The sequence below is a fragment of the Mucilaginibacter polytrichastri genome, from assembly GCF_001911425.1.
GTDB classification, from domain to species: domain Bacteria; phylum Bacteroidota; class Bacteroidia; order Sphingobacteriales; family Sphingobacteriaceae; genus Mucilaginibacter; species Mucilaginibacter polytrichastri.
Window position 1 is genome coordinate 4,678,803 of the sequence record NZ_MPPL01000001.1, and the last position, 19,567, is coordinate 4,698,369.

General features: G+C 44.5%; 11 protein-coding genes, 2 tRNA genes and 4 rRNA genes. 5 read left to right on the forward strand and 12 right to left on the reverse strand.

The genetic code is table 11. The annotated features are described in order from the left end of the window. The first annotated feature begins 61 nt into the window (after positions 1–61). Complete coding sequence (locus RG47T_RS26995; protein ID WP_262493270.1) at positions 62–184, forward strand: hypothetical protein; 123 nt, start codon at positions 62–64, stop codon at positions 182–184. A gap of 24 nt (positions 185–208) precedes the next feature. On the opposite strand, the gene rrf (RG47T_RS20055) is transcribed toward RG47T_RS26995, so the two are convergent. The 6 genes from rrf (RG47T_RS20055) to RG47T_RS20085 form a co-directional block, all read right to left on the reverse strand. After that, positions 209–320: ribosomal RNA gene (rrf, locus tag RG47T_RS20055) — 5S ribosomal RNA — on the reverse strand. 192 nt (positions 321–512) lie between these two features. Then, positions 513–624: ribosomal RNA gene (gene rrf / locus RG47T_RS20060) — 5S ribosomal RNA — on the reverse strand. A 250-nt stretch (positions 625–874) separates the two neighbouring features. Further along, positions 875–3,757: ribosomal RNA gene (locus RG47T_RS20065) — 23S ribosomal RNA — on the reverse strand. A 234-nt stretch (positions 3,758–3,991) separates the two neighbouring features. Beyond that, positions 3,992–4,065: transfer RNA gene (locus tag RG47T_RS20070), tRNA-Ala, on the reverse strand. 106 nt (positions 4,066–4,171) lie between these two features. Beyond that, positions 4,172–4,246: transfer RNA gene (locus RG47T_RS20075), tRNA-Ile, on the reverse strand. Positions 4,247–4,481: 235 nt separating this feature from the next. Further along, positions 4,482–6,003 (reverse strand): 16S ribosomal RNA (locus RG47T_RS20085). The 16S, 23S and 5S rRNA genes sit together here with 2 tRNA genes alongside, the layout of an rRNA operon. Positions 6,004–6,857: 854 nt before the next feature. Here RG47T_RS20085 and RG47T_RS20090 point away from each other — a divergent pair. Then, positions 6,858–7,079: a VF530 family protein gene (locus tag RG47T_RS20090; RefSeq protein ID WP_074491217.1), complete on the forward strand. Its 222-nt coding sequence runs from the start codon at positions 6,858–6,860 to the stop codon at positions 7,077–7,079. A gap of 40 nt (positions 7,080–7,119) precedes the next feature. Here the strand turns inward: RG47T_RS20090 and RG47T_RS20095 are convergent, their stop codons facing one another. Together RG47T_RS20095 and RG47T_RS20100 are read right to left on the reverse strand one after the other, a co-directional pair. Next, positions 7,120–8,427 carry a DEAD/DEAH box helicase gene (locus tag RG47T_RS20095; RefSeq protein ID WP_074491218.1) on the reverse strand — a complete coding sequence of 436 codons (1,308 nt, stop codon included), beginning with the start codon at positions 8,425–8,427 and terminating at the stop codon, positions 7,120–7,122. 107 nt (positions 8,428–8,534) lie between these two features. Then, on the reverse strand, positions 8,535–9,224 hold the full coding sequence (locus RG47T_RS20100; RefSeq protein WP_074493610.1) for a class I SAM-dependent methyltransferase: 690 nt from the start codon (positions 9,222–9,224) through the stop codon (positions 8,535–8,537). Positions 9,225–9,283: 59 nt separating this feature from the next. On the opposite strand from RG47T_RS20100, the gene RG47T_RS20105 reads away from it, so the two are divergent. The 3 genes from RG47T_RS20105 (at position 9,284) to RG47T_RS20115 (ending at position 11,774) form a co-directional block, all read left to right on the forward strand. After that, the gene (locus RG47T_RS20105; protein ID WP_074491219.1) at positions 9,284–9,997 is read left to right on the forward strand and encodes a DUF92 domain-containing protein; all 714 of its coding nucleotides are present in this window, start codon (positions 9,284–9,286) and stop codon (positions 9,995–9,997) included. Beyond that, positions 9,997–11,097, forward strand: a complete 1,101-nt coding sequence (gene dinB / locus RG47T_RS20110) for a DNA polymerase IV (RefSeq protein ID WP_074491220.1) — start codon at positions 9,997–9,999, stop codon at positions 11,095–11,097. The genes RG47T_RS20105 and dinB overlap by 1 nt, the downstream gene beginning before the upstream one ends. A 125-nt stretch (positions 11,098–11,222) precedes the next feature. Further along, a complete protein-coding gene (locus RG47T_RS20115) occupies positions 11,223–11,774 on the forward strand; it encodes a uracil-DNA glycosylase family protein (protein ID WP_074491221.1) in 552 nt (183 codons plus the stop codon). 586 nt (positions 11,775–12,360) lie between these two features. Here RG47T_RS20115 and RG47T_RS20120 read toward each other — a convergent pair. The 4 genes from RG47T_RS20120 to RG47T_RS20135 are packed head-to-tail and all read right to left on the reverse strand — an operon-like array spanning position 12,361 to position 19,459. Beyond that, positions 12,361–14,730, reverse strand: a complete 2,370-nt coding sequence (locus RG47T_RS20120; RefSeq protein ID WP_139235709.1) for a hypothetical protein — start codon at positions 14,728–14,730, stop codon at positions 12,361–12,363. A 10-nt stretch (positions 14,731–14,740) separates the two neighbouring features. Further along, on the reverse strand, positions 14,741–15,931 hold the full coding sequence (locus RG47T_RS20125) for a DUF4249 domain-containing protein (protein WP_074491222.1): 1,191 nt from the start codon (positions 15,929–15,931) through the stop codon (positions 14,741–14,743). Positions 15,932–15,933: 2 nt separating this feature from the next. Then, positions 15,934–18,705: a TonB-dependent receptor gene (locus tag RG47T_RS20130; RefSeq protein ID WP_074491223.1), complete on the reverse strand. Its 2,772-nt coding sequence runs from the start codon at positions 18,703–18,705 to the stop codon at positions 15,934–15,936. A 1-nt stretch (position 18,706) separates the two neighbouring features. Next, positions 18,707–19,459, reverse strand: a complete 753-nt coding sequence (locus RG47T_RS20135) for a hypothetical protein (protein ID WP_074491224.1) — start codon at positions 19,457–19,459, stop codon at positions 18,707–18,709. Between the last annotated feature and the right edge of the window lie 108 nt (positions 19,460–19,567).

Genomic DNA, 19,567 nt, shown 5'->3' on the forward strand with positions numbered 1-19,567 from the left:
TCCCGAATAAAAACAGCCCAGTAAACGCAAGCCAGCACTAATCGGCGTGTGCAGCCCCGCTATGCGCTCATACTCCACAGGCCTTAGCCACGGTGGCCGGTATCCGCTGCTATCGGGTTTAACAGGAAGCGGTATGCTATATAATAAAAAAAACTATAAAAACAGGAAAGCCTTTGCCGGTTAGACAAAGGCTTTGTACCCTGATAAGATTTGGCGCCGACCTACTCTTCCACATTTTACTGCAGTACCATCGGCTCTGGCGGGCTTGACTGCTCTGTTCGGAATGGGAAGAGGAAGACACCACCGATATAGGCACCTGAATATTGTGAGTTATTAGTGAGTGGTTGATTAGGTGAATGATTAAGTCGTTCTTTTCTAACTACGCACTCATTCAACTATTTACTACTCACCAAGACGTTTGGATTTAAAAAAGAACAATAAGCTGGCAACATGGCCCGTTATAAAACAGGAAAGCCTTTGCCGGTTAGACAAAGGCTTTATACCCTGATAAGATTTGGCGCCGACCTCCTCTTCCACATTTTACTGCAGTCCCATCGGCTCTGGCGGGCTTGCCTGCTCTGTTCGGAATGGGAAGAGGCAGACACCACCGCTATAGGCACCTGAATATTTTTAATGTTATTAGTGAGTAGTTGATTGAGTTAAGTGGTTAAGTAGTTGCATTTTTAACTACGCACTTAATCAACCATTCTCTATTCACCAAGAACAATGACATATTATTGAAAGAAGTATTGATTTTCACTGTTAAACAGTTTATTGTTTTGGTTATTCGGTTGATTGAGTTAGTATGTTATTGCTTTGCAGTTTTAAAACCACTCACTACTTAACTATTCACTCAATCAACCTTTATCCGTTGTCGAAGAAAGCTTCGGGCAATTAGTATTACTCGGCTATGATGTCACCACCTTTACACCTGTAACCTATCAACGTAGTAGTCTGCTACGACCCTCAATGGAAGTCTCATCTTGTGGCTAGTTTCGCACTTAGATGCTTTCAGCGCTTATCTATTCCCAACGTAGCTACTCTGCAGTACACCTGGCGGCATAACAGATTCACCAGAGGTTAGTCCAACCCGGTCCTCTCGTACTAAGGTCAGCCCCACTCAAACTTCCAACGCCCACAACAGATAGGGACCGAACTGTCTCGCGACGTTCTGAACCCAGCTCGCGTGCCACTTTAATGAGCGAACAGCTCAACCCTTGGGACCTTCTCCAGCCCCAGGATGTGACGAGCCGACATCGAGGTGCCAAACCTCCCCGTCGATATGAGCTCTTGGGGGAGATCAGCCTGTTATCCCCAGCGTACCTTTTATCCTTTGAGCGATGGCCCTTCCATGCAGAACCACCGGATCACTATATCCGTCTTTCGACCCAGCTCGACTTGTCTGTCTCACTGTCAAGCAAGCTTATGCTATTGCACTCCACGTACGGTTACCAAGCGTACTGAGCTTACCTTTGAAAGCCTCCGTTACCTTTTTGGAGGCGACCACCCCAGTCAAACTACCCGCCAAACAATGTCCTCCATTGTATAGAGTTAGACACCAAATACAGAAAGGGTGGTATTTCAACGTTGACTAACTGACTCCTAGCGAAGCCAGATCACAGTCTCCCACCTATCCTACACATCCTGTAGCCGATATCAATGTTAAGTTGTAGTGAAGGTGCATGGGGTCTTTCCGTCCCGTTGCGGGTAACCGGCGTCTTCACCGATACCACAATTTCACCGAGCTCATGGCTGAGACAGCGCCCAGATCGTTACACCATTCGTGCAGGTCGGAACTTACCCGACAAGGAATTTCGCTACCTTAGGACCGTTATAGTTACGGCCGCCGTTTACCGGGGCTTCAATTCAATGCTTCGCCTTGCGACTAACATCCCCTTTTAACCTTCCGGCACCGGGCAGGTGTCAGGCCATATACGTCATCTTTCGATTTTGCATAGCCATGTGTTTTTGTTAAACAGTCGCCTGGGCCTTTTCACTGCGGCTGGCATTACTACCAGCGCCCCTTCTCCCGAAGTTACAGGGCCATTTTGCCGAGTTCCTTAGCCATGATTCACTCGAGCACCTTAGGATTCTCTCCTCGACTACCTGTGTCGGTTTACGGTACGGGTTTTTACAACCTGAAGCTTAGCAGGTTTTCTTGGAAGTCTGATTACCATCACTATCAACTTACCCGAAGGCTCGCTGTACTATCAGCTTTCAGCAAAACTCACGTACTTTACAATGAGTCCTATACCTACGGCCTTTAACGTCCTATTCCGTCAGGACGCGGATGTGTCACTACTCCGTCACTGCATCGCAGTTGTAAAAAGTACTGGAATATTAACCAGTTGTCCATCGGAATCTCCACTCGGATTATCCTTAGGCCCCGACTAACCCTGATCCGATTAGCGTTGATCAGGAAACCTTAGTCTTTCGGTGGGCGGGTTTCTCTCCCGCCTTATCGTTACTTATGCCTACATTTGCTTTTCTATAACCTCCACGTTAGCTTGTCGCCTTACGCTTCACCGGCGATAGAATGCTCCCCTACCAGATGCATTACTGCAAATCCATAGCTTCGGTATACTATTTAATGCCCGATTATTATCCATGCCCGACCGCTCGACTAGTGAGCTGTTACGCACTCTTTAAATGAATGGCTGCTTCCAAGCCAACATCCTAGCTGTCTGTGCAGTCGGACCTCGTTAGTTCAACTTAATAGTAATTTGGGGACCTTAGCTGATGGTCTGGGTTCTTTCCCTCTCGGCCCTGGACCTTAGCACCCAGAGCCTCACTCCAGCGTATGTTATTCAGCATTCGGAGTTTATCTGGATTTGGTAGGATTTGACTCCCCCGCACCCAATTAGTAGCTCTACCTCTGAATAACTCAACCGCCAGGCTGTTCCTAAAAACATTTCGGGGAGTACGAGCTATTTCCCAGTTTGATTAGCCTTTCACCCCTACCCACAACTCATCCGGAAACTTTTCAACGTTTATCGGTTCGGTCCTCCAGTACGTGTTACCGCACCTTCAACCTGGTCATGGGTAGATCACAAGGTTTCGCGTCTACCTCCTCTGACTGCACGCCCTATTCAGACTCGCTTTCGCTTCGGCTTCGTGTCTGCAACACTTAACCTTGCCAGAGAAGAGTAACTCGTAGGCTCATTATGCAAAAGGCACGCCGTCACAGATCAAGTCTGCTCCGACCGCTTGTAAGTACACGGTTTCAGGTTCTATTTCACTCCCCTGTTCGGGGTTCTTTTCACCTTTCCCTCACGGTACTGGTTCACTATCGGTCTCTCAGTAGTATTTAGCCTTACCGGATGGTGCCGGCTGGTTCCCACAAGGCGTCTCCGACCTCGCGGTACTCAGGATCCCACTAACCTAACTTCGCTTACGCTTACGCAGTTCTCATGCTCTATGACTGGGTTTCCCACCCCATTCAGCTTCACTAGGTTATCGTATATCGTGGTCCTACAACCCCAGTCTTGCCGTAACAAGGCTGGTTTGGGCTGTTTCCCTTTCGCTCGCCACTACTCAGGAAATCACTATTGTTTTCTCTTCCTCTGTTTACTTAGATGTTTCAGTTCAACAGGTTCGCGCATTATTGCATCTATTCTTCAAATAGATAGGTTTCCCCATTCAGAAATCTACGGATCAATTCATATTTGCTAATCCCCGTAGCTTATCGCAGCTTATCACGTCTTTCATCGCCTCTGAGAGCCAAGGCATCCCCCGTGTACCCTTCTTTACTTTCTTCTACCGTACAGCTTTTGCTCTGCAGGTATGTCTTTATTTAGATCGGTTGTCTGTTGTCGGTTATCTGTTGTCAGTCTTCCGTATTGCTACTTTTGACTTTTTACTTTTAACTTTTTACTTCATAACCGTCCTTACTGTTGTTTCAGTTTATTCAATTACTTCTTCCAATATGTCAAAGAACTTATGTTCGCATCTATAACGACACCCTATATTATGGTATCTGTAGCAAACGTCGTGGAGAATAACGGATTCGAACCGTTGACCCCCTGCGTGCAAGGCAGGTGCTCTAGCCAGCTGAGCTAATCCCCCGGATGATGTGGTTAGTTATTCGTTATTATGTTATTGGTTGCTCCTTTGAGCGCCTTAATAACTTGTAACTTAATAACCCTTTAAACCCGCAGCTTTCGCTGCGCTGTAGTCTCGAGCAGATTTGAACTGCTGACCCCTACATTATCAGTGTAGTGCTCTAACCAAACTGAGCTACGAGACTATTTCTAGCTTCATTAGCCAGATGCCTTGGTTAATGCCAATACTGATGGCTTCATCTTCTGGGTTTCCTTTAATCTGTCGTCTGTTTACTGTTATCTCTTGTCTGTACTTTATATACTGACAACCGATAACTGATAACCGACAACCGATTTTAATATCTTTTAAGTATAACATGTTGCAAAGCTCCGGCTTTGCCTATTCTTTTTAATCTGACCCGTATGCGGATACTGCTCCAGAAAGGAGGTATTCCAGCCACACCTTCCGGTACGGCTACCTTGTTACGACTTAGCCCCAGTTACCGACTTTACCCTAGGACGCTCCTTACGGTTACGCACTTCAGGCACTTCCAGCTTCCATGGCTTGACGGGCGGTGTGTACAAGGCCCGGGAACGTATTCACCGCGTCATTGCTGATACGCGATTACTAGCGAATCCAACTTCACGGGGTCGAGTTGCAGACCCCGATCCGAACTGTGAACAGCTTTTTGAGATTGGCATCCTGTTGCCAGGTAGCGGCCCTCTGTACTGTCCATTGTAGCACGTGTGTAGCCCCGGACGTAAGGGCCATGATGACTTGACGTCGTCCCCTCCTTCCTCTCTATTTGCATAGGCAGTCTGTTTAGAGTCCCCACCTTAACGTGCTGGCAACTAAACATAGGGGTTGCGCTCGTTGCGGGACTTAACCCAACACCTCACGGCACGAGCTGACGACAGCCATGCAGCACCTAGTTTCGTGTCCCGAAGGACTGATACGTCTCTGTATCATTCACTAACTTTCAAGCCCGGGTAAGGTTCCTCGCGTATCATCGAATTAAACCACATGCTCCTCCGCTTGTGCGGGCCCCCGTCAATTCCTTTGAGTTTCACCCTTGCGGGCGTACTCCCCAGGTGGAATACTTAACGCTTTCGCTTAGACGCTGACCGTATATCGCCAACATCGAGTATTCATCGTTTAGGGCGTGGACTACCAGGGTATCTAATCCTGTTTGATCCCCACGCTTTCGTGCCTCAGCGTCAATCGCACTTTAGTAAGCTGCCTTCGCAATCGGTGTTCTGTGACATATCTATGCATTTCACCGCTACTTGTCACATTCCGCCTACCTCAGCTGCATTCAAGCTCATCAGTATCAAGGGCACTCCGATAGTTAAGCTACCGCCTTTCACCCCTGACTTAACAAGCCGCCTACGCACCCTTTAAACCCAATAAATCCGGATAACGCTTGGATCCTCCGTATTACCGCGGCTGCTGGCACGGAGTTAGCCGATCCTTATTCTTACCGTACATTCAGCTCGATACACGTATCAAGGTTTATTCCGGTACAAAAGCAGTTTACAACCCGTAGGGCCGTCTTCCTGCACGCGGCATGGCTGGTTCAGAGTTGCCTCCATTGACCAATATTCCTTACTGCTGCCTCCCGTAGGAGTCTGGTCCGTGTCTCAGTACCAGTGTGGGGGGTCATCCTCTCAGATCCCCTAGACATCGTCGCCATGGTGAGCCGTTACCTCACCATCTAGCTAATGTCCCGCATGCCCATCTTCATCCTATAAATATTTGATCACTAAGCAATGCTGCTCTATGATGTTATGCGGTGTTAATCTCTCTTTCGAGAGGCTATCCCCCTGATGAAGGTAGGTTACATACGTGTTACGCACCCGTGCGCCACTCTCATGGAAAGCAAGCTCTCCAATCCCGTCCGACTTGCATGTATTAGGCCTGCCGCTAGCGTTCATCCTGAGCCAGGATCAAACTCTCCATTGTAAAATGTTTTCGTTTGTCCAGACCCTATTACTCAAAATAGAAATCTGTATTATTATGATTAGTTGTCTGTTGTCTGTTATCTGTTGTCTGTATCGCTACTTTCAACTTCTTCCCGCCAACTTACTGGCTAACCTTCGTATCTTTATACAGTATCCTACGAGCTTATCAGATTTGTTTAAAATTCTTAAAACTTGATTAGTTGCCTTTCAGCTCCTAATCCGCTTCGCTACATGTTATATCTTAAAAAAAGAACTTTTTTCCGCCCCTCACGGTTTGGATCTTATATTTAAAAGCATTGCGCTTCTTAAATCTTCATTTTGTATGCGTTGAAAAATTGCTCCCAACCTTTTCGCTTAATCACCAGCTTTAAACCCTGGTTTTCTGCCCCTTATGTACTCAGTCTCTCTCGATCCCTTTCCCGTTTTCTTTCCCCCGTTTCGGGAGTGCAAAGGTAAAAAAGCTTTTCTAATTTCCAAATTATTATTTGCATTTAATTTGGCAGCTTCCGAAGGTTTGACTTAACGCGCTTTCGCCCGTTTCCAACGTTTTAATTCCGGCTTTGCTGCCTTCCTTTTAAAGCCCTTCTCCTTTACTTTCTCAATGAACATCCCGCCTTTCCTTCCTGGCGGGCTGCAAAGATGTGAACTTTTTACCACTTAAGGAAATGTTTTATCCAAATAATCAAAACTTTTTAAAAGGTGGATTTAGCAACATAGGCAGCCCCCTGAATATCAGCACCTAGTATAAGAATGCATGCCTGAATATTTACTAGACATATTGTCAAAAAGCCTTTAATATATATAGCGTATCGCTAAATAATAGGTATTAGTTAAGCAGATTGCTACTTTTGAACCATGCAACCACAAGCCAACAACCCACTTCATGGTAAAACATTAGAGATGATCATCAATGAATTGGTAGCGCATTATGGCTGGGCCGAGCTGGGTTCGCGTATCCGTATTAATTGTTTTAATGACGACCCAAGCGTAAAATCGAGCCTGAAGTTTCTGAGAAAAACCGATTGGGCAAGAAAAAAGGTGGAAGACCTTTACGTCACCACCTCATTTGATAAATAGATAAAGGACCATGGGCAATAGGCCACAGTCAAAGGTTACTCTAGCTATGGTTACGCTTTTTGCTCATCTTGGCCTTTATACCAGCCCTGTAATTATAGGTTTTTGAATTACCCGCCTTCTTTTCATGAAAAGCGGCACCAACTACCGGTTCGTCGCTTTTAGCCTTTGTTGCTTTCTTTTCGGCAGCATCACCCGCTTTATGCTCTTTTTCTATAATAAGGTCCTCGGGTAGTTCGCCCACAGGGATTCTTTCGCCAGTGGCTTGTTCTATCTTTTTAACGGCTGTTAGTTCCAGGTCTGTAGCAAATGTAATTGCCACGGTTTCGTCTTCTTTGTCCGGCCAGTGGTGAATCATCCGGTCTATATAAGTTTCCTTTTCAACCGGCAGTTCAAAATGGATGAGGAATGGTAGATCATCCAGGTCGAGTTTCTGCTCTGCTTCATTCACCACAATCAATATCCTGGTTTCTGCCTTATTCTTGAACTCCTCAACAGATGTTAATCCATCGAGTTCAAAAAACCAGGAATTTAACAAGGCCACTGTATTTTTGCGCGTAGCTAAACTTTTGTAAAGCTTTTCGGCAGTTGGCCGGGTATTTACAAACAGCACTACTTTGGTAAACAACTCTTCGTCCTGCATAAACAAGTTCAGCAGGTTAACCTTGGTGCCGAAATTGGGCAATAGGTACAATACTTGCGGATGGGTTTCAAATTTAGGTTCGCCTATTTCTTCAATCTCTACAATGCTGGGCTGTTTCATAAAAGGCGCTATCATTTTATTCAGCCTATCATGTATCACCTCGGTAAAAATCAAATGCTGGCCTTTGTTAATGCTATTTGCCAGTTCTACAACCGGAAGCTGTAAACCTTGCTTTACAATCAGCTCGGCATCATCCACTACCAGTAGTTCTATTTTGTTGGTATTTAGCCCCAGCTTGAGGTAAATGGCACGGGCTCTGTCGGGCGTAGCCACCACAATATCGGCGCCATCTGCCATGGCATCCATTTGGGCTTCGATACCTGGCATAGCGTACAAGCCTACTATCGAGATCAAATTATTTTTATTCAGCAGGTTAATTTGTTCAATTACCGCCTCAACGCTTTCTTTATTGGGCACCAGGATCAATACACGGGGAACGCCATCGGGCGCATGACCAAATTTATTTAAGGCAGCCATTATATAGGTAGTAGTTTTACCACATCCCTCCGGCCCTACAACAATTACATCCTGGCCGGCAATAATACGGGCCAGCGTTTTTTGTTGTATCTCTTTAGGAGCCAGGTAACCCGATTGAGTTAACGACAGTACTAATCCTTTTTTCAGCTTCAATTTATCTGACCACGCCATATCTTGTATTTTATAAAATCCCGAGGGGCGACAAATTTACCGTTTTTAAGGCGGATTTTCAGCTTCTGGCTAAAATTGATTAATAATAGCTGCTTAATATCAGCAATTTAAGCATTAACAGTTAGTCTCGCCAGATACTGCCCATGCTCATCTTCTATTAAAACTTCCATGGTAAAACCCATTTCTTCGGCAATGGCCTGCATGGTATTTTCGTCAATATATAACCAGCTAAACCATTCGGTTTTTTGCTTATTGTATTCATATTGATATTCAATTTCGCCGTAATAACCTTCTGTAGGGAAATTACCTTCATATAAGTATGCAATATCTGAGGAGTCGAACAGGAGCTGGGCACCTTCATTCATTAAGGTTTTAAAATGAGTAAGCAGGCGTTTCAGCCCATCTATATTTCCGGCCAGGCCAATGCCGTTCATGAGCAATAACAGCGTATCGTATTTACCCTGGTTATAGGTATAAATATCGGCCCCGAGTGCATTTTTAACGCCCCGGTCTTTCATTACCGCTACAGACAGCGGCGAAATATCTATCGAAGTAACTTCAATATCTTCGGCCTGTAACAATAAAGCATGGCTACCGGCACCGCCGCCAATATCCAGCACTTTACCGCGGCATTGCTCTACGGCCAGCCATTCAATATCGGGCATATCATCTTCTTCTCTAAAATAGGTGGCTATGGGCATCTCTTCTTTTGGGCCATATTTATTGTGGATCCAAAGTTTTGTTTTAGACTTTTGGTGATGATAACCGTGCAGGGCTTGTCCTAAAATATCGCTCATTAATACAAAGGTATAAAGCATCGGGCATTCCTCTTTATATTTGGCTATAAATTAACCGCATGCCCATCCAAAATTACGCTGTATATACTTTTTTACTACTAGGAATGGTATTGAGCGTTCAGTTTAAGAAACTTACGATCCCAGCGGCCCTTACCGGCGGATTAATAGGTTTGCTTATATACCACGGCGCGGGCATTACCGGCATTGCTATGCTTACCCTCTTTTTTATTTTAGGCTCGGGCGCAACAGGCTGGCAGTTGCGCAGTAAACAACAAATAGGCGCTGCCGAAAAAGATAAAGGCCGAAGAACAGCCGGACAGGTAATTGCCAATGCCGGCATAGCGGCATTAATTGGCGCTATTATATGGTATATACCCAAAGCCGCTGCCAGCCACCGGTTAATGATGGCCGGGAGCCTGGCCGCTGCAACTGCCGACACGCTATCATCTGAACTAGGCACCGTTTATGGCCGGCGATTTTATAATAGCATCACCTTTAAAAAAGACCAGCGCGGGCTGGATGGCGTTGTAAGTTTAGAAGGAACCCTGATCGGCATGGTCGGCGCAGCTTTAATTGGTGTAGTTTATTCCATTGGTTTTGGATGGGGTATCAATTTACTGTGGATCATGATAGCAGGCACTATAGGTAACCTAGCCGATTCTGTTTTGGGTGCCACTTTAGAACGGAAACGTTTAATAAGCAATAACACGGTTAATTTTTTAAATACATTAGTTGGCGCACTGGTGTGTTTATTGCTGTTTAGGTTGATGTAATGGCAGAACCCGGCGAACATATCATCCACAGAAAGATCATCCATATTGATATGGATGCCTTTTATGCGTCGGTTGAGCAGCGGGACAACCCCGAGCTGCGTGGCAAACCGCTGGTGGTTGGCGGCCTGCCCGAAGGACGTGGCGGTGTAGTGGCTACTGCCAGTTATGAGGCACGTAAGTTTGGCATCCGGTCGGCCATGCCCTCTAAAACGGCACAGAAACTTTGCCCGGATGCCTTGTTTGTGCGGCCACGGTTTGCCGAGTATAAAGAGGTATCGCGGTGCATTCGCGAAATATTTTCGAGATATACCGACCTGATTGAACCGCTTTCGTTGGACGAAGCTTATCTGGATGTTACTGATGACAAGCTGAACATTGGTTCGGCTATTGAGATTGCGAAGCAAATTAAGCAGGCCATTAAAGATGAACTGCACCTCACGGCATCTGCCGGGGTATCGATCAATAAGTTTGTAGCCAAAATTGCTTCGGATATTAATAAGCCGGATGGGTTAACCTTTATCGGCCCCTCTTCCATCCAGAATTTTATGGAGAAACTGCCGGTAGAGAAATTTCATGGTGTGGGTAAAGTAACCGCACAAAAGATGAAAGGTATGAACCTGCATACCGGCCTTGATCTGAAGCAACTGAACGAGGATGAAATGATCCGTCACTTTGGGAAAGCCGGCCGGTTTTATTACCAGATAGTGCGCGGAATTGACAACCGGGCCGTACAACCCCACCGCGAAACCAAATCTATGGGTGCCGAAGATACCTTTGCCTACGACCTGACCGAAACAGACGAAATGCATCTTGAACTTGATAAGCTAGCCCAAAAAGTAGTTGAACGCTTGCAAAAGTATCAGTTGAAAGGGCGTACGCTTACCCTCAAAATTAAGTACAGCGATTTTAAGCAGATCACCCGGAACCAATCTTTCAGCGCTCCGATTGCCGATCTGGAAACCATACAGCAAACGGCCAAACAATTGCTCGCCAATACAGAACAAGATAAAAAGATCAGGTTGCTGGGTATCTCATTATCTAATTTTAACGAGGTGGTTATGCCCGTTAAAGATGATTACGGGCAGTTGAAGCTGTTTTAATTTAAATCTTAATTTGTCATCCTATGTTTGTATAGGATGACAAGTGAAGGTATCTGTTCAGGTCTAACTACAAGCCTTTAATATATCTTTCGTAATTTGCGCCTTTTAGTAAAATCAGAGAAATTATGCCGGTTATATTACACAAGTTCAGAGATCACAAGGTTAGTGCGCAAACAGAAATATTGATGCTTGGCACCTTTAATCCTGATGTGGAAGATGGCCCGGATTTTTTCCATGGCCGTCAGCGTAATTTTTTATGGCATTTGCTGCCCATTTGCTGGGGGCTGGAGTCGCTTAAGGAAGCACCACTGGCAGACAAGCAGGCCTTTATGGCCGAATACAAAGTTGATTTTGCAGATATTATTCACTCTTTAGATATCCCCGAAGGGGAAGACGGTAATGTAGACGATGCCTTTGAAGACAGCCATGTACACGAGTGGAAGGACATTATTGCTCTTATTGATACCCTGCCTAACTTAAAAGCAGTTTACTTTACCCGTAAAACCTTTAATGGTATTACCAATATGCGCGGGCAGGTGGTGGCCATAGCTAAACATTGCCAGCAAAAAGGCATCCGCATGTGTAAAGTAGAAACCCCCGCCAAGTTTTTTAGCGAAGAAAAACAGAAGCAGTGGATTGATACCATTGTGCTGCAGAAAACTTGTTTAAGGCCGTAGACTGACCACCTCGTCATGTTGAACTTGTTTCAACACCTCACAGTACAGGTAATAACCTTTTAAGTAGCAGATCTTGCACGTGAGGTATTGAAACAAGTTCAGGATGACGGGTGAAGTCCACCTCGTCATGTTGAACTTGTTTCAATACCTCACTGGACAAGTAATAAACTTTAAGTAGCAGAGCTTGCACGTGGGATCCTGAAACAAGTTCACTGTTGTCCGGTAAAACTTAATCAGGTATCTGAAATATGCATTTAAGTACTCAAAAAAGCCATTTTTCATTGTGTTTGTAAAAGTAAGGCCTATGCTTTTTGCTGAAGCTTTTTTGTTTTCGAAAACCGGCTGTCCGGTAAAAATTCGAGAATAATCGTTGGTTTCTTTCAATTAGACCCTTTATGGTTATGATATAGCCTTTTACGAAAACTTTTGTGGAAAATATTGCAGCTATTTCGATTCCGGCTGTCCGGTAAACTTTTTAAAGAAAACTTTTACCGGACAACAGTGAAACAAGTTCAGGATGACGAGTGAAGATTGACAGGTGAGGATGACGAGTGGGAATTGACGGGTAGAATAAAGAAAACGACCACTATTTAACAACTTCAAAAGTTACATACCCCATTCCTGCTTCGCCGTTTTGGGTGATACCTTGTATAATGGCGATGTATCTGCCGGGCTGATCTGAGGTATAAAAGGTTACCTGGTTTTTACCGTTAACAGTTGTACCTGCATTGGGTTGCCAGTAAAGCACATTTCTAAAATCGGGTAGGTGGCTATTGATCTGTGCATCGGTATCATATACGGGCGAATAAAACCTGCGTTGCAGCTGCATCCCTTCATAGTCCAGCACTACGGCATGCGGGTCCAGCTCTACGCCGCCCATGTCGCCTTTGTAGGTTGTAAAGCTGAAGATGCCATCCAGCGCGGTGGGTTCATAAAAATACCGGGAGCGCACCACTTCAAGTTTACGCACCTTTAGCGGGTCCATTCCTATTACTTTATTGGTGTTAAAAACCGGGATACCATCTACCATTACCATGGGGTCGCTCTCTAAAAAACCGAACTCGGCCAGGGTTTTAATGTGGTATTTGTTTTTGGGCTTTATAATATTTACTTCAGATACATACTCGCGCAGCACTTCTTCCATGGTGGTGAAGCGGGTAAAATCATCGAGCTTGTAGGTTTTATAAGGCTTAAAGTAAAATGCGCTGCTATCAATATGCGGGTCATAAAACTGCTTTATTTTTGCTGCCGAATACAAGTTTTGCACCTGCATGGCTACGCTATAATTCTCCAGTAATGATTGCGTAATGCCACCCAGTTGAAAGGCAGGATAGGTAGTGGCCGAAAATTGCTCGGAAAAAGGGCTGAGTATTTCGATATGGTAAGTGCTGTCTTTTTCGGTATTGGTTTGTACAATAATTTCGCCGGGGCCGTACATGTCGCGGGTATTAAACAACAGGTGCCCGGTTGAATCACTTACAGCCGGGTACATTTGAACCCGCTTACCGGGGATGCCCAGGTAGGCAATCACTCCCCTGGCTGGTTTGTTTTCCGGCATTTCTGTTATTTTTCCGGTAATAATGTGGCCATTATATTCCGGCAAAAATTTAAAAGCCGGGGCGGCATTGCTTAGTATATTAGCCCAGTCAAACTGCCGCCAGCCCTGTGTAAGCATCAAATTATCTAAAGCTGCATCTGTTTCGGAATTTGCATTGACAAAATACCAGGATGGCGATTCGATGTTTCCACGCAATTCTGATATTAACCAAAGGTAGCTTTGAATATCCAGCTGCTCCGGCTGCTGCAAGGAATCTACCCGGATTACCGCCATCGACAAATCGGCTATCACCGGTTTGCCATCCTGGTTTTGTGAGGTGAATGCGACCGCCACTTTTTTTCTGGTAGTATATGAAGATTGATTTACAATGGCATTCACTACTAGCCTTTGCTTCGGCCTGGTGAAATAAAGACGTTCGCAAACGGGCTGTTTATTATTGTTAAATACGGTAAAGTGTGTTATGCCGGCATCAAGCTTGCTCTTGTCTATACTGAAAATTGCAGAACCATTGCTGATATAAATACGCTCGGCAACCTTAACCGTTTGGGCTGCGTGCGCAAATAGATATACGGGACCGGGTATATTAGTATTGATCCGCACATTTATTTTACCTGCGCCATCATCTGTAAGCAACATAGAATACCCTTGTTCGGCCACAGCAGGAAGGCTTTTAAACAGGTTTTTATTCCCCGCTTTAACCACCGCCCGGTAGGTTTCGCCCGCTTTAGGGGTTAGCATCACATTACCCAAACCAAAATGCAGGGGCTGGAATTTGGCCACAGTATCATTATGCTGATTAATTATCGCACCTTTCATATTAGCCCCCTTACCATTATTTCCCACTATTCTAAATGCTACTTTATTGGCAACGTCCTTAAGCAGTGTGCCACCTTCGGGGAAAAACTGCACGTCATAATCAACCGCAGTAGTTTCTGTCAAGAGGTCATCAGGAGATTTTAATGGATTTACAATGCAGATCTGTTTCTCGAAGTAATAATCCGGACTATAATTTTTCATCCAGCTGGTATAAGCCCGCAACTTATAATTACCACTGCTTAAATTTACGGGGATGTAGATCGAACCGTTCCCGTCAGCATTGTTTAAGGCTATTTTGGCCTGCATTACCGGGTTATTTTCCTTGTCTAACACATCAACATAAGCGGTTTTACTAATTTTTAAGGGCTTATTAGTAGCGCCATCCAAATCATAAATTTTAAGCCAAAGTATCTCACCTGTTAGGTAAAAACTTTTGTCAGTGTGTACAAACAGCTTTTCGTGCAGGTTTTTTTGTTGATAGCGGTTAAAGCTGCCTGTAATGTCATTTACCTGAGCTTCGGCATTTAGCATAGCAACTACACTAATGCACAACGTAATGATATGATAAACTCTGTTTTTCATTACTATCCTGTTATAATAGATCCGGCCAATAGCCAGGTTTTTTATTATAGCCACCTTTCATTTTTAAGCGGCAATCCACACAATTGCCAGCGGCGTAAGCATAACCCAACGTAACCGGCCCCGAGCCATACGTTGTATATATTACAGAATCGCCATGGGTGTACAGCCTGGCCAGTCTATCATTAAAAGTACTGAGTGGGTCAAAGGGCAAATAGCCCGGCACACATCCATATTCATTGGGTGGCGGATAATAATTGGGGGTATACAGGGGGATACTATTATGCCCTATAATAAACCGCTTACTGGTTTGGTTTGATGCGCTGATGTATCCCATAACCGGCTCGTTAGCATCGGCCAGGTTATGCAGGTTGCCTTTGAGGTCGCTTGGCTGTGCATCAAATATACTGCCCAGTTGCTCGGTATTTTTCTTCAGCTTTTGCCAGTATTCATAAGCTGCTTTGGTAAGCGCATATTGTTTAATCAGGATGCTGTAGCCCAGGGCGAGCTTTCCGGTAGCTTCATCTACGTAAGTAATCAGTTGTTTATTTATTACAGACTGGCTTAAGTTCTCTGCCGAGCCAACTAAAATCTGGTTACCGGTACCGTTAATCCAGCAGATATTATCATAGTCGTCTGGCGTCATATAATTAATTGAGCCATTCTTGTAGATGTAGCGGGAGTTGTAATATGATCCGTACTCCCAGGTTTCGGTAAAATCCCATCTAAAATATTTCACTTTATTGGTAGCATCGTGTGTAGAAACGGCAAACTGTAACCCGTTATTCACAACCGAATAAGAAATACTATCAATGGGCGGGGTATTATCTATCTCCACCATGTCAGACGCGTATTCTTTTTTATCACTGGTAATAATATGCAGCCTGCAAGTCTGCGCGGCATGCAAATCAACCTTTGATATCCTGTATATGCCATTGCCCTGCTCTGTAAGTAAGTAATGATTATTCAGGTTGTCATCGATATAGATAGCAGCACCCAATTCTGTTTTTGATTTAGCAGTATCGGCCAATTGCGTGGTACGGCTTAGTTTTATCGTGGTGGTATCTCCGGTATTAATAACGCCCTCTACCACCAGGTAATTGGGCGCATTGGTAACCACATCTGGCGAAAACGGCTTTTTACAGGCCCACATTGAATCTGCGAGCAGCAATACAAATAATATCTTCCGGCTATTTCTCATCATCGTTAAAATCTGATATTATAGTTTATAAATGGTATAGCTGTGGCGAAAATGGATAACTGATAACCATTGATGGTACCGCCGCCTGATGTAAAGTAGGTTGAATAGGCATTTTTGCGTCCGGTAAGGTTGTAAACCCCAATAGTCCAGGAGTTGTGCGTAAGCTGATGCACGCGGTGGTTACCTTCTATATTGATCGAAAAATCGGAACGGAAATAATTGGGGATGCGATATTCATTACGGTCTGAATAATATACCCGCTCAGAACCCGCGTATTCGTACTTGGCAATGGGCAGCGTAATTGGTTTGCCGGTACTGTAAACCAAATTTAATGATATACTGTAACGGTGCGTAAAACGATAATTGCCCGTTAAGTTAAAGTTGTGTGGCTTATCATAATTGGCCGGATAGTAATTCCCCTGGTTAATCAGCTCGCCGGCGTTTGGGTCGTCTTGTTTCAGAAAAGTTCGCGAATAGGTATAGCTGGTCCAGCCGTTAAGCTTGCCTACATTTTTACGGATCAAAAATTCAACCCCATAAGCCTTACCCTTGGTGTTTAGTACATCGGTTTCTATATGGTGGTTCATCACCAGCACTGCGCCGCTTTTATAATCAAGATAATCTCTTAGCCGTTTATAGTAAACTTCGACAGAGGTTTCGATGGTGTTCGATTTAAAATTTTTGTACAACCCCATAGATACCTGATCGCCATATTGCGGTTTAATGTTGGGGTCGCTGAGTTTGTAAACATCGGTAGGCGAAATGGCAGTTGTGTTTGATAACAGGTGAATGTACTGGCGCAGGGTATTATAACCCGCCTTTACCGAAAAATCATCCGTGATATTATACCGGCCCGATACCCTGATCTCGGGGCCGCCATAGGTTTTAATGTTTTTACCCTTGCCATAAGCGGTACTATCTATCAGGCTGTTTTCGGTTTTGGGCTGGCCGGCAGCATACTGGTAAACCGTGTGCGGCCCGAGGTAATTATATAACGAATACCGTACCCCTAAACTGAAAGAAAGCTTACTGGTTACATCATATTTATCGCCCAAATAAATTGCGCTTTCCAGTGCCCGCTCGGTCTGTAACTTATCGGGCACTACTAATGATGCACTTCCCTGTGGCGTATAATCGCCACCGTTTATATTATAAAGCAGCGAACTTATCCCAAAATCGAGCGTGTGTTTACGGCTCAGGTAGTAGGTAAAATCCGTTTTAACATATTCCTGCCTGATGTTAAAGTTGAGCTTATAACCATCAACAGGGTTAGCCTGGCTGCTTACCGCATACTGGTAGTCATCTACCCCTGTTGATATTAAACTAAACAGCTTATTATTATAAGTGTGTTTCCATTTAATTGCCGCGTTTTTATTGCTGTAACTATAAGTGGTATCGCTGTTTAATTTAAAGGCATCGTGGCTCATGTAGCCGGTAAAGTACAGGTTATTCTTATCGTTAATCTGATGGCTGATGCCCAGGTTAAGGTCATAGAACGAAGCACTGCTATGTTTATAGTCATCGGGCAGTAAATGCAGCAGCCAGTCTGAATAGGTGGTACGCCCGCCGAATATAAAGGAGGTTTTATCCTTCACGATAGGCCCTTCAATATTTAATCTACTGGTAAGCAAGCCAATACCTGCCGACCCGGTGAATTTCTTTTTATTGCCCTCCCGGTCGGTTACCTGCAGTACTGATGATAAACGGCCGCCATAATTCTCGGGGATGCTGCTTTTGTATAACGCTATATCCTTTACAATATCCGGGTTAAAGGCCGAGAAAAAGCCGAAGAAGTGAGCCGGGTTATAAACGGTAGATTCGTTCAGCAAGATCAGGTTCTGATCGGCGGAGCCGCCGCGCACATTGAACCCCGTAGTGGCCTCGCCTACCGAAGTTACACCCGGCAAAGTGAGCACTACACGTAATATATCGGCTTCGCCAAATACGGCGGGTACCTGTTTAATGCTTTTAATGTCTAACCGGGTAGCGCCCAGTTCCACACTACGTACATTGGCCACCTTATCGGCAGAAATTTTTACTTCTTTTAACGTGGTAACCTGTTCCTGCACTTCAATGTTGAGGCTCCCGTTCGAGTATACGATTACCTGCCGGTGGGTATCGCGCATGCCCAATGCCTTAATATTAATTAAGTTACGCCCCTTGGGCAATGTAATGGCGTAGTAACCAAACTGATTGGTAGCTATGCCGTTTTTTGAGCCAGCCACCATAATACTGGCCCCGATAATAGCTTCCCCGGTTTTAATATCGCGGATGTAGCCGGCCAGCGTAACGTTGCCGCCTTTAATATTGTTAGTTTTTATCCCTACCTCATAGAGCTTATTTTCGGTAGTGGCTTTGGTTATTTTCTTCTCGTTAATATCTGCGGTGTAATCTTTAATAACAGCAGCGCCTGCTGGGGCAGTTGGTGATGCCTTGTTATTATTATAATACCCGGCAGCAAGTTGAGGCTGTAGCTGGCGTTCGCGGGTTAAAAAAACATCGTGCGCGCCGGTAATTGCAAAGTGATAATTGGTATTGGCAAAGGCCTGGTTTAGTATAAGTTCGAGTGGTTTATCAGTTATTTGCAAAGTTACCCGGAGGCTGTCAAACTGTGCAACATCATAATAAAAATGATAGCCGCTTTTGGTTTGCAGGTCGGCAGCCACCTCATTAATAGTTGCCTGCTTATAGTTTACACTAATGAGCTTTGTACTTTGCGCTATTAGTAAAGTACAGTTAAATAACAAATACAATAATAACAGGTAAAGTTTTCTCATATTATGGCATTAGATGGTCGTAATATGTGGCGATGCCAGCCATTGCCTTTTCGGGATCTCTTTTAAAATCGATGCCGTTACTCTTAATGTACTGCTGCAACTCTTTCTTATGCTCTTTAAGCAAGTTTACAATATCACCCATGCTACTTATGGGGTAATAGCCTTCTCCTTTTTTTATATAGAACTGCCTTTTTGTTGGGGTAAAATAAGTTTCGATCTCGTTACCGGATGATTGATTTTGCATGGTTTTGGTATACCGCGCTACGGCCTCTGTTTTGCCGCCATAAAACTGATCGTAATAGCCGGATGCAAATGTGGTGTTGTTGCTAACCGTATCTGCGGCTATATAAACAAAGTGGTGCCCCTCCAGATCAAAGCTTGCAACACGTTCGCCGGCAAGGGTATACCGCGAAAAATTATTATAAAGTTGCACTACCAACAGGTCTTTATACACATCATACAGCATGGGTACCTTACTATAGGTGTAGCCATCAAACGTCACAGTGCCAGGCCGCAAATCTGCCAGGTCATGAAAGTTGGCATTACTTTTTATCAACGGATTATAGGGCACATATTCTACACCATTATACAACCGCGATTGCTGCCCAATGGCCTTGTTGTAATTATTCACCACATAGCTTTCTACATAACTGGTTGCAGTACTATCCGGACTAAGCTTTTGGGCATAGCCATTATTTATAAAAAAAAGAGGCAACAGGCAAACAGCCAGCACGCTTATAATTGGTTTCTTCATTGCAAATGAGGATGATGCAATATCGCAAGGCATTATCGCCTTAAGTCAAATCTATAATTAATAGTATAAATACAGTATATTTATTTATAAATAAATGAGTTTTCGATT

Excerpts from the sequence above, each read along its gene's own strand:
- RG47T_RS20100 (WP_074493610.1), bottom strand. The coding sequence starts at position 9,224 with ATGAGCGATATTTTAGGACAAGCCCTGCACGGTTATCATCACCAAAAG.
- RG47T_RS26995 (WP_262493270.1), top strand. The coding sequence starts at position 62 with ATGCGCTCATACTCCACAGGCCTTAGCCACGGTGGCCGGTATCCGCTG.
- RG47T_RS20125 (WP_074491222.1), bottom strand. The coding sequence starts at position 15,931 with ATGATGAGAAATAGCCGGAAGATATTATTTGTATTGCTGCTCGCAGAT.
- RG47T_RS20115 (WP_074491221.1), top strand. The coding sequence starts at position 11,223 with ATGCCGGTTATATTACACAAGTTCAGAGATCACAAGGTTAGTGCGCAA.
- RG47T_RS20120 (WP_139235709.1), bottom strand. The coding sequence starts at position 14,730 with ATGAAAAACAGAGTTTATCATATCATTACGTTGTGCATTAGTGTAGTT.
- RG47T_RS20105 (WP_074491219.1), top strand. The coding sequence starts at position 9,284 with ATGCCCATCCAAAATTACGCTGTATATACTTTTTTACTACTAGGAATG.
- RG47T_RS20095 (WP_074491218.1), bottom strand. The coding sequence starts at position 8,427 with ATGGCGTGGTCAGATAAATTGAAGCTGAAAAAAGGATTAGTACTGTCG.
- RG47T_RS20135 (WP_074491224.1), bottom strand. The coding sequence starts at position 19,459 with ATGAAGAAACCAATTATAAGCGTGCTGGCTGTTTGCCTGTTGCCTCTT.
- RG47T_RS20130 (WP_074491223.1), bottom strand. The coding sequence starts at position 18,705 with ATGAGAAAACTTTACCTGTTATTATTGTATTTGTTATTTAACTGTACT.
- dinB (WP_074491220.1), top strand. The coding sequence starts at position 9,997 with ATGGCAGAACCCGGCGAACATATCATCCACAGAAAGATCATCCATATT.
- RG47T_RS20090 (WP_074491217.1), top strand. The coding sequence starts at position 6,858 with ATGCAACCACAAGCCAACAACCCACTTCATGGTAAAACATTAGAGATG.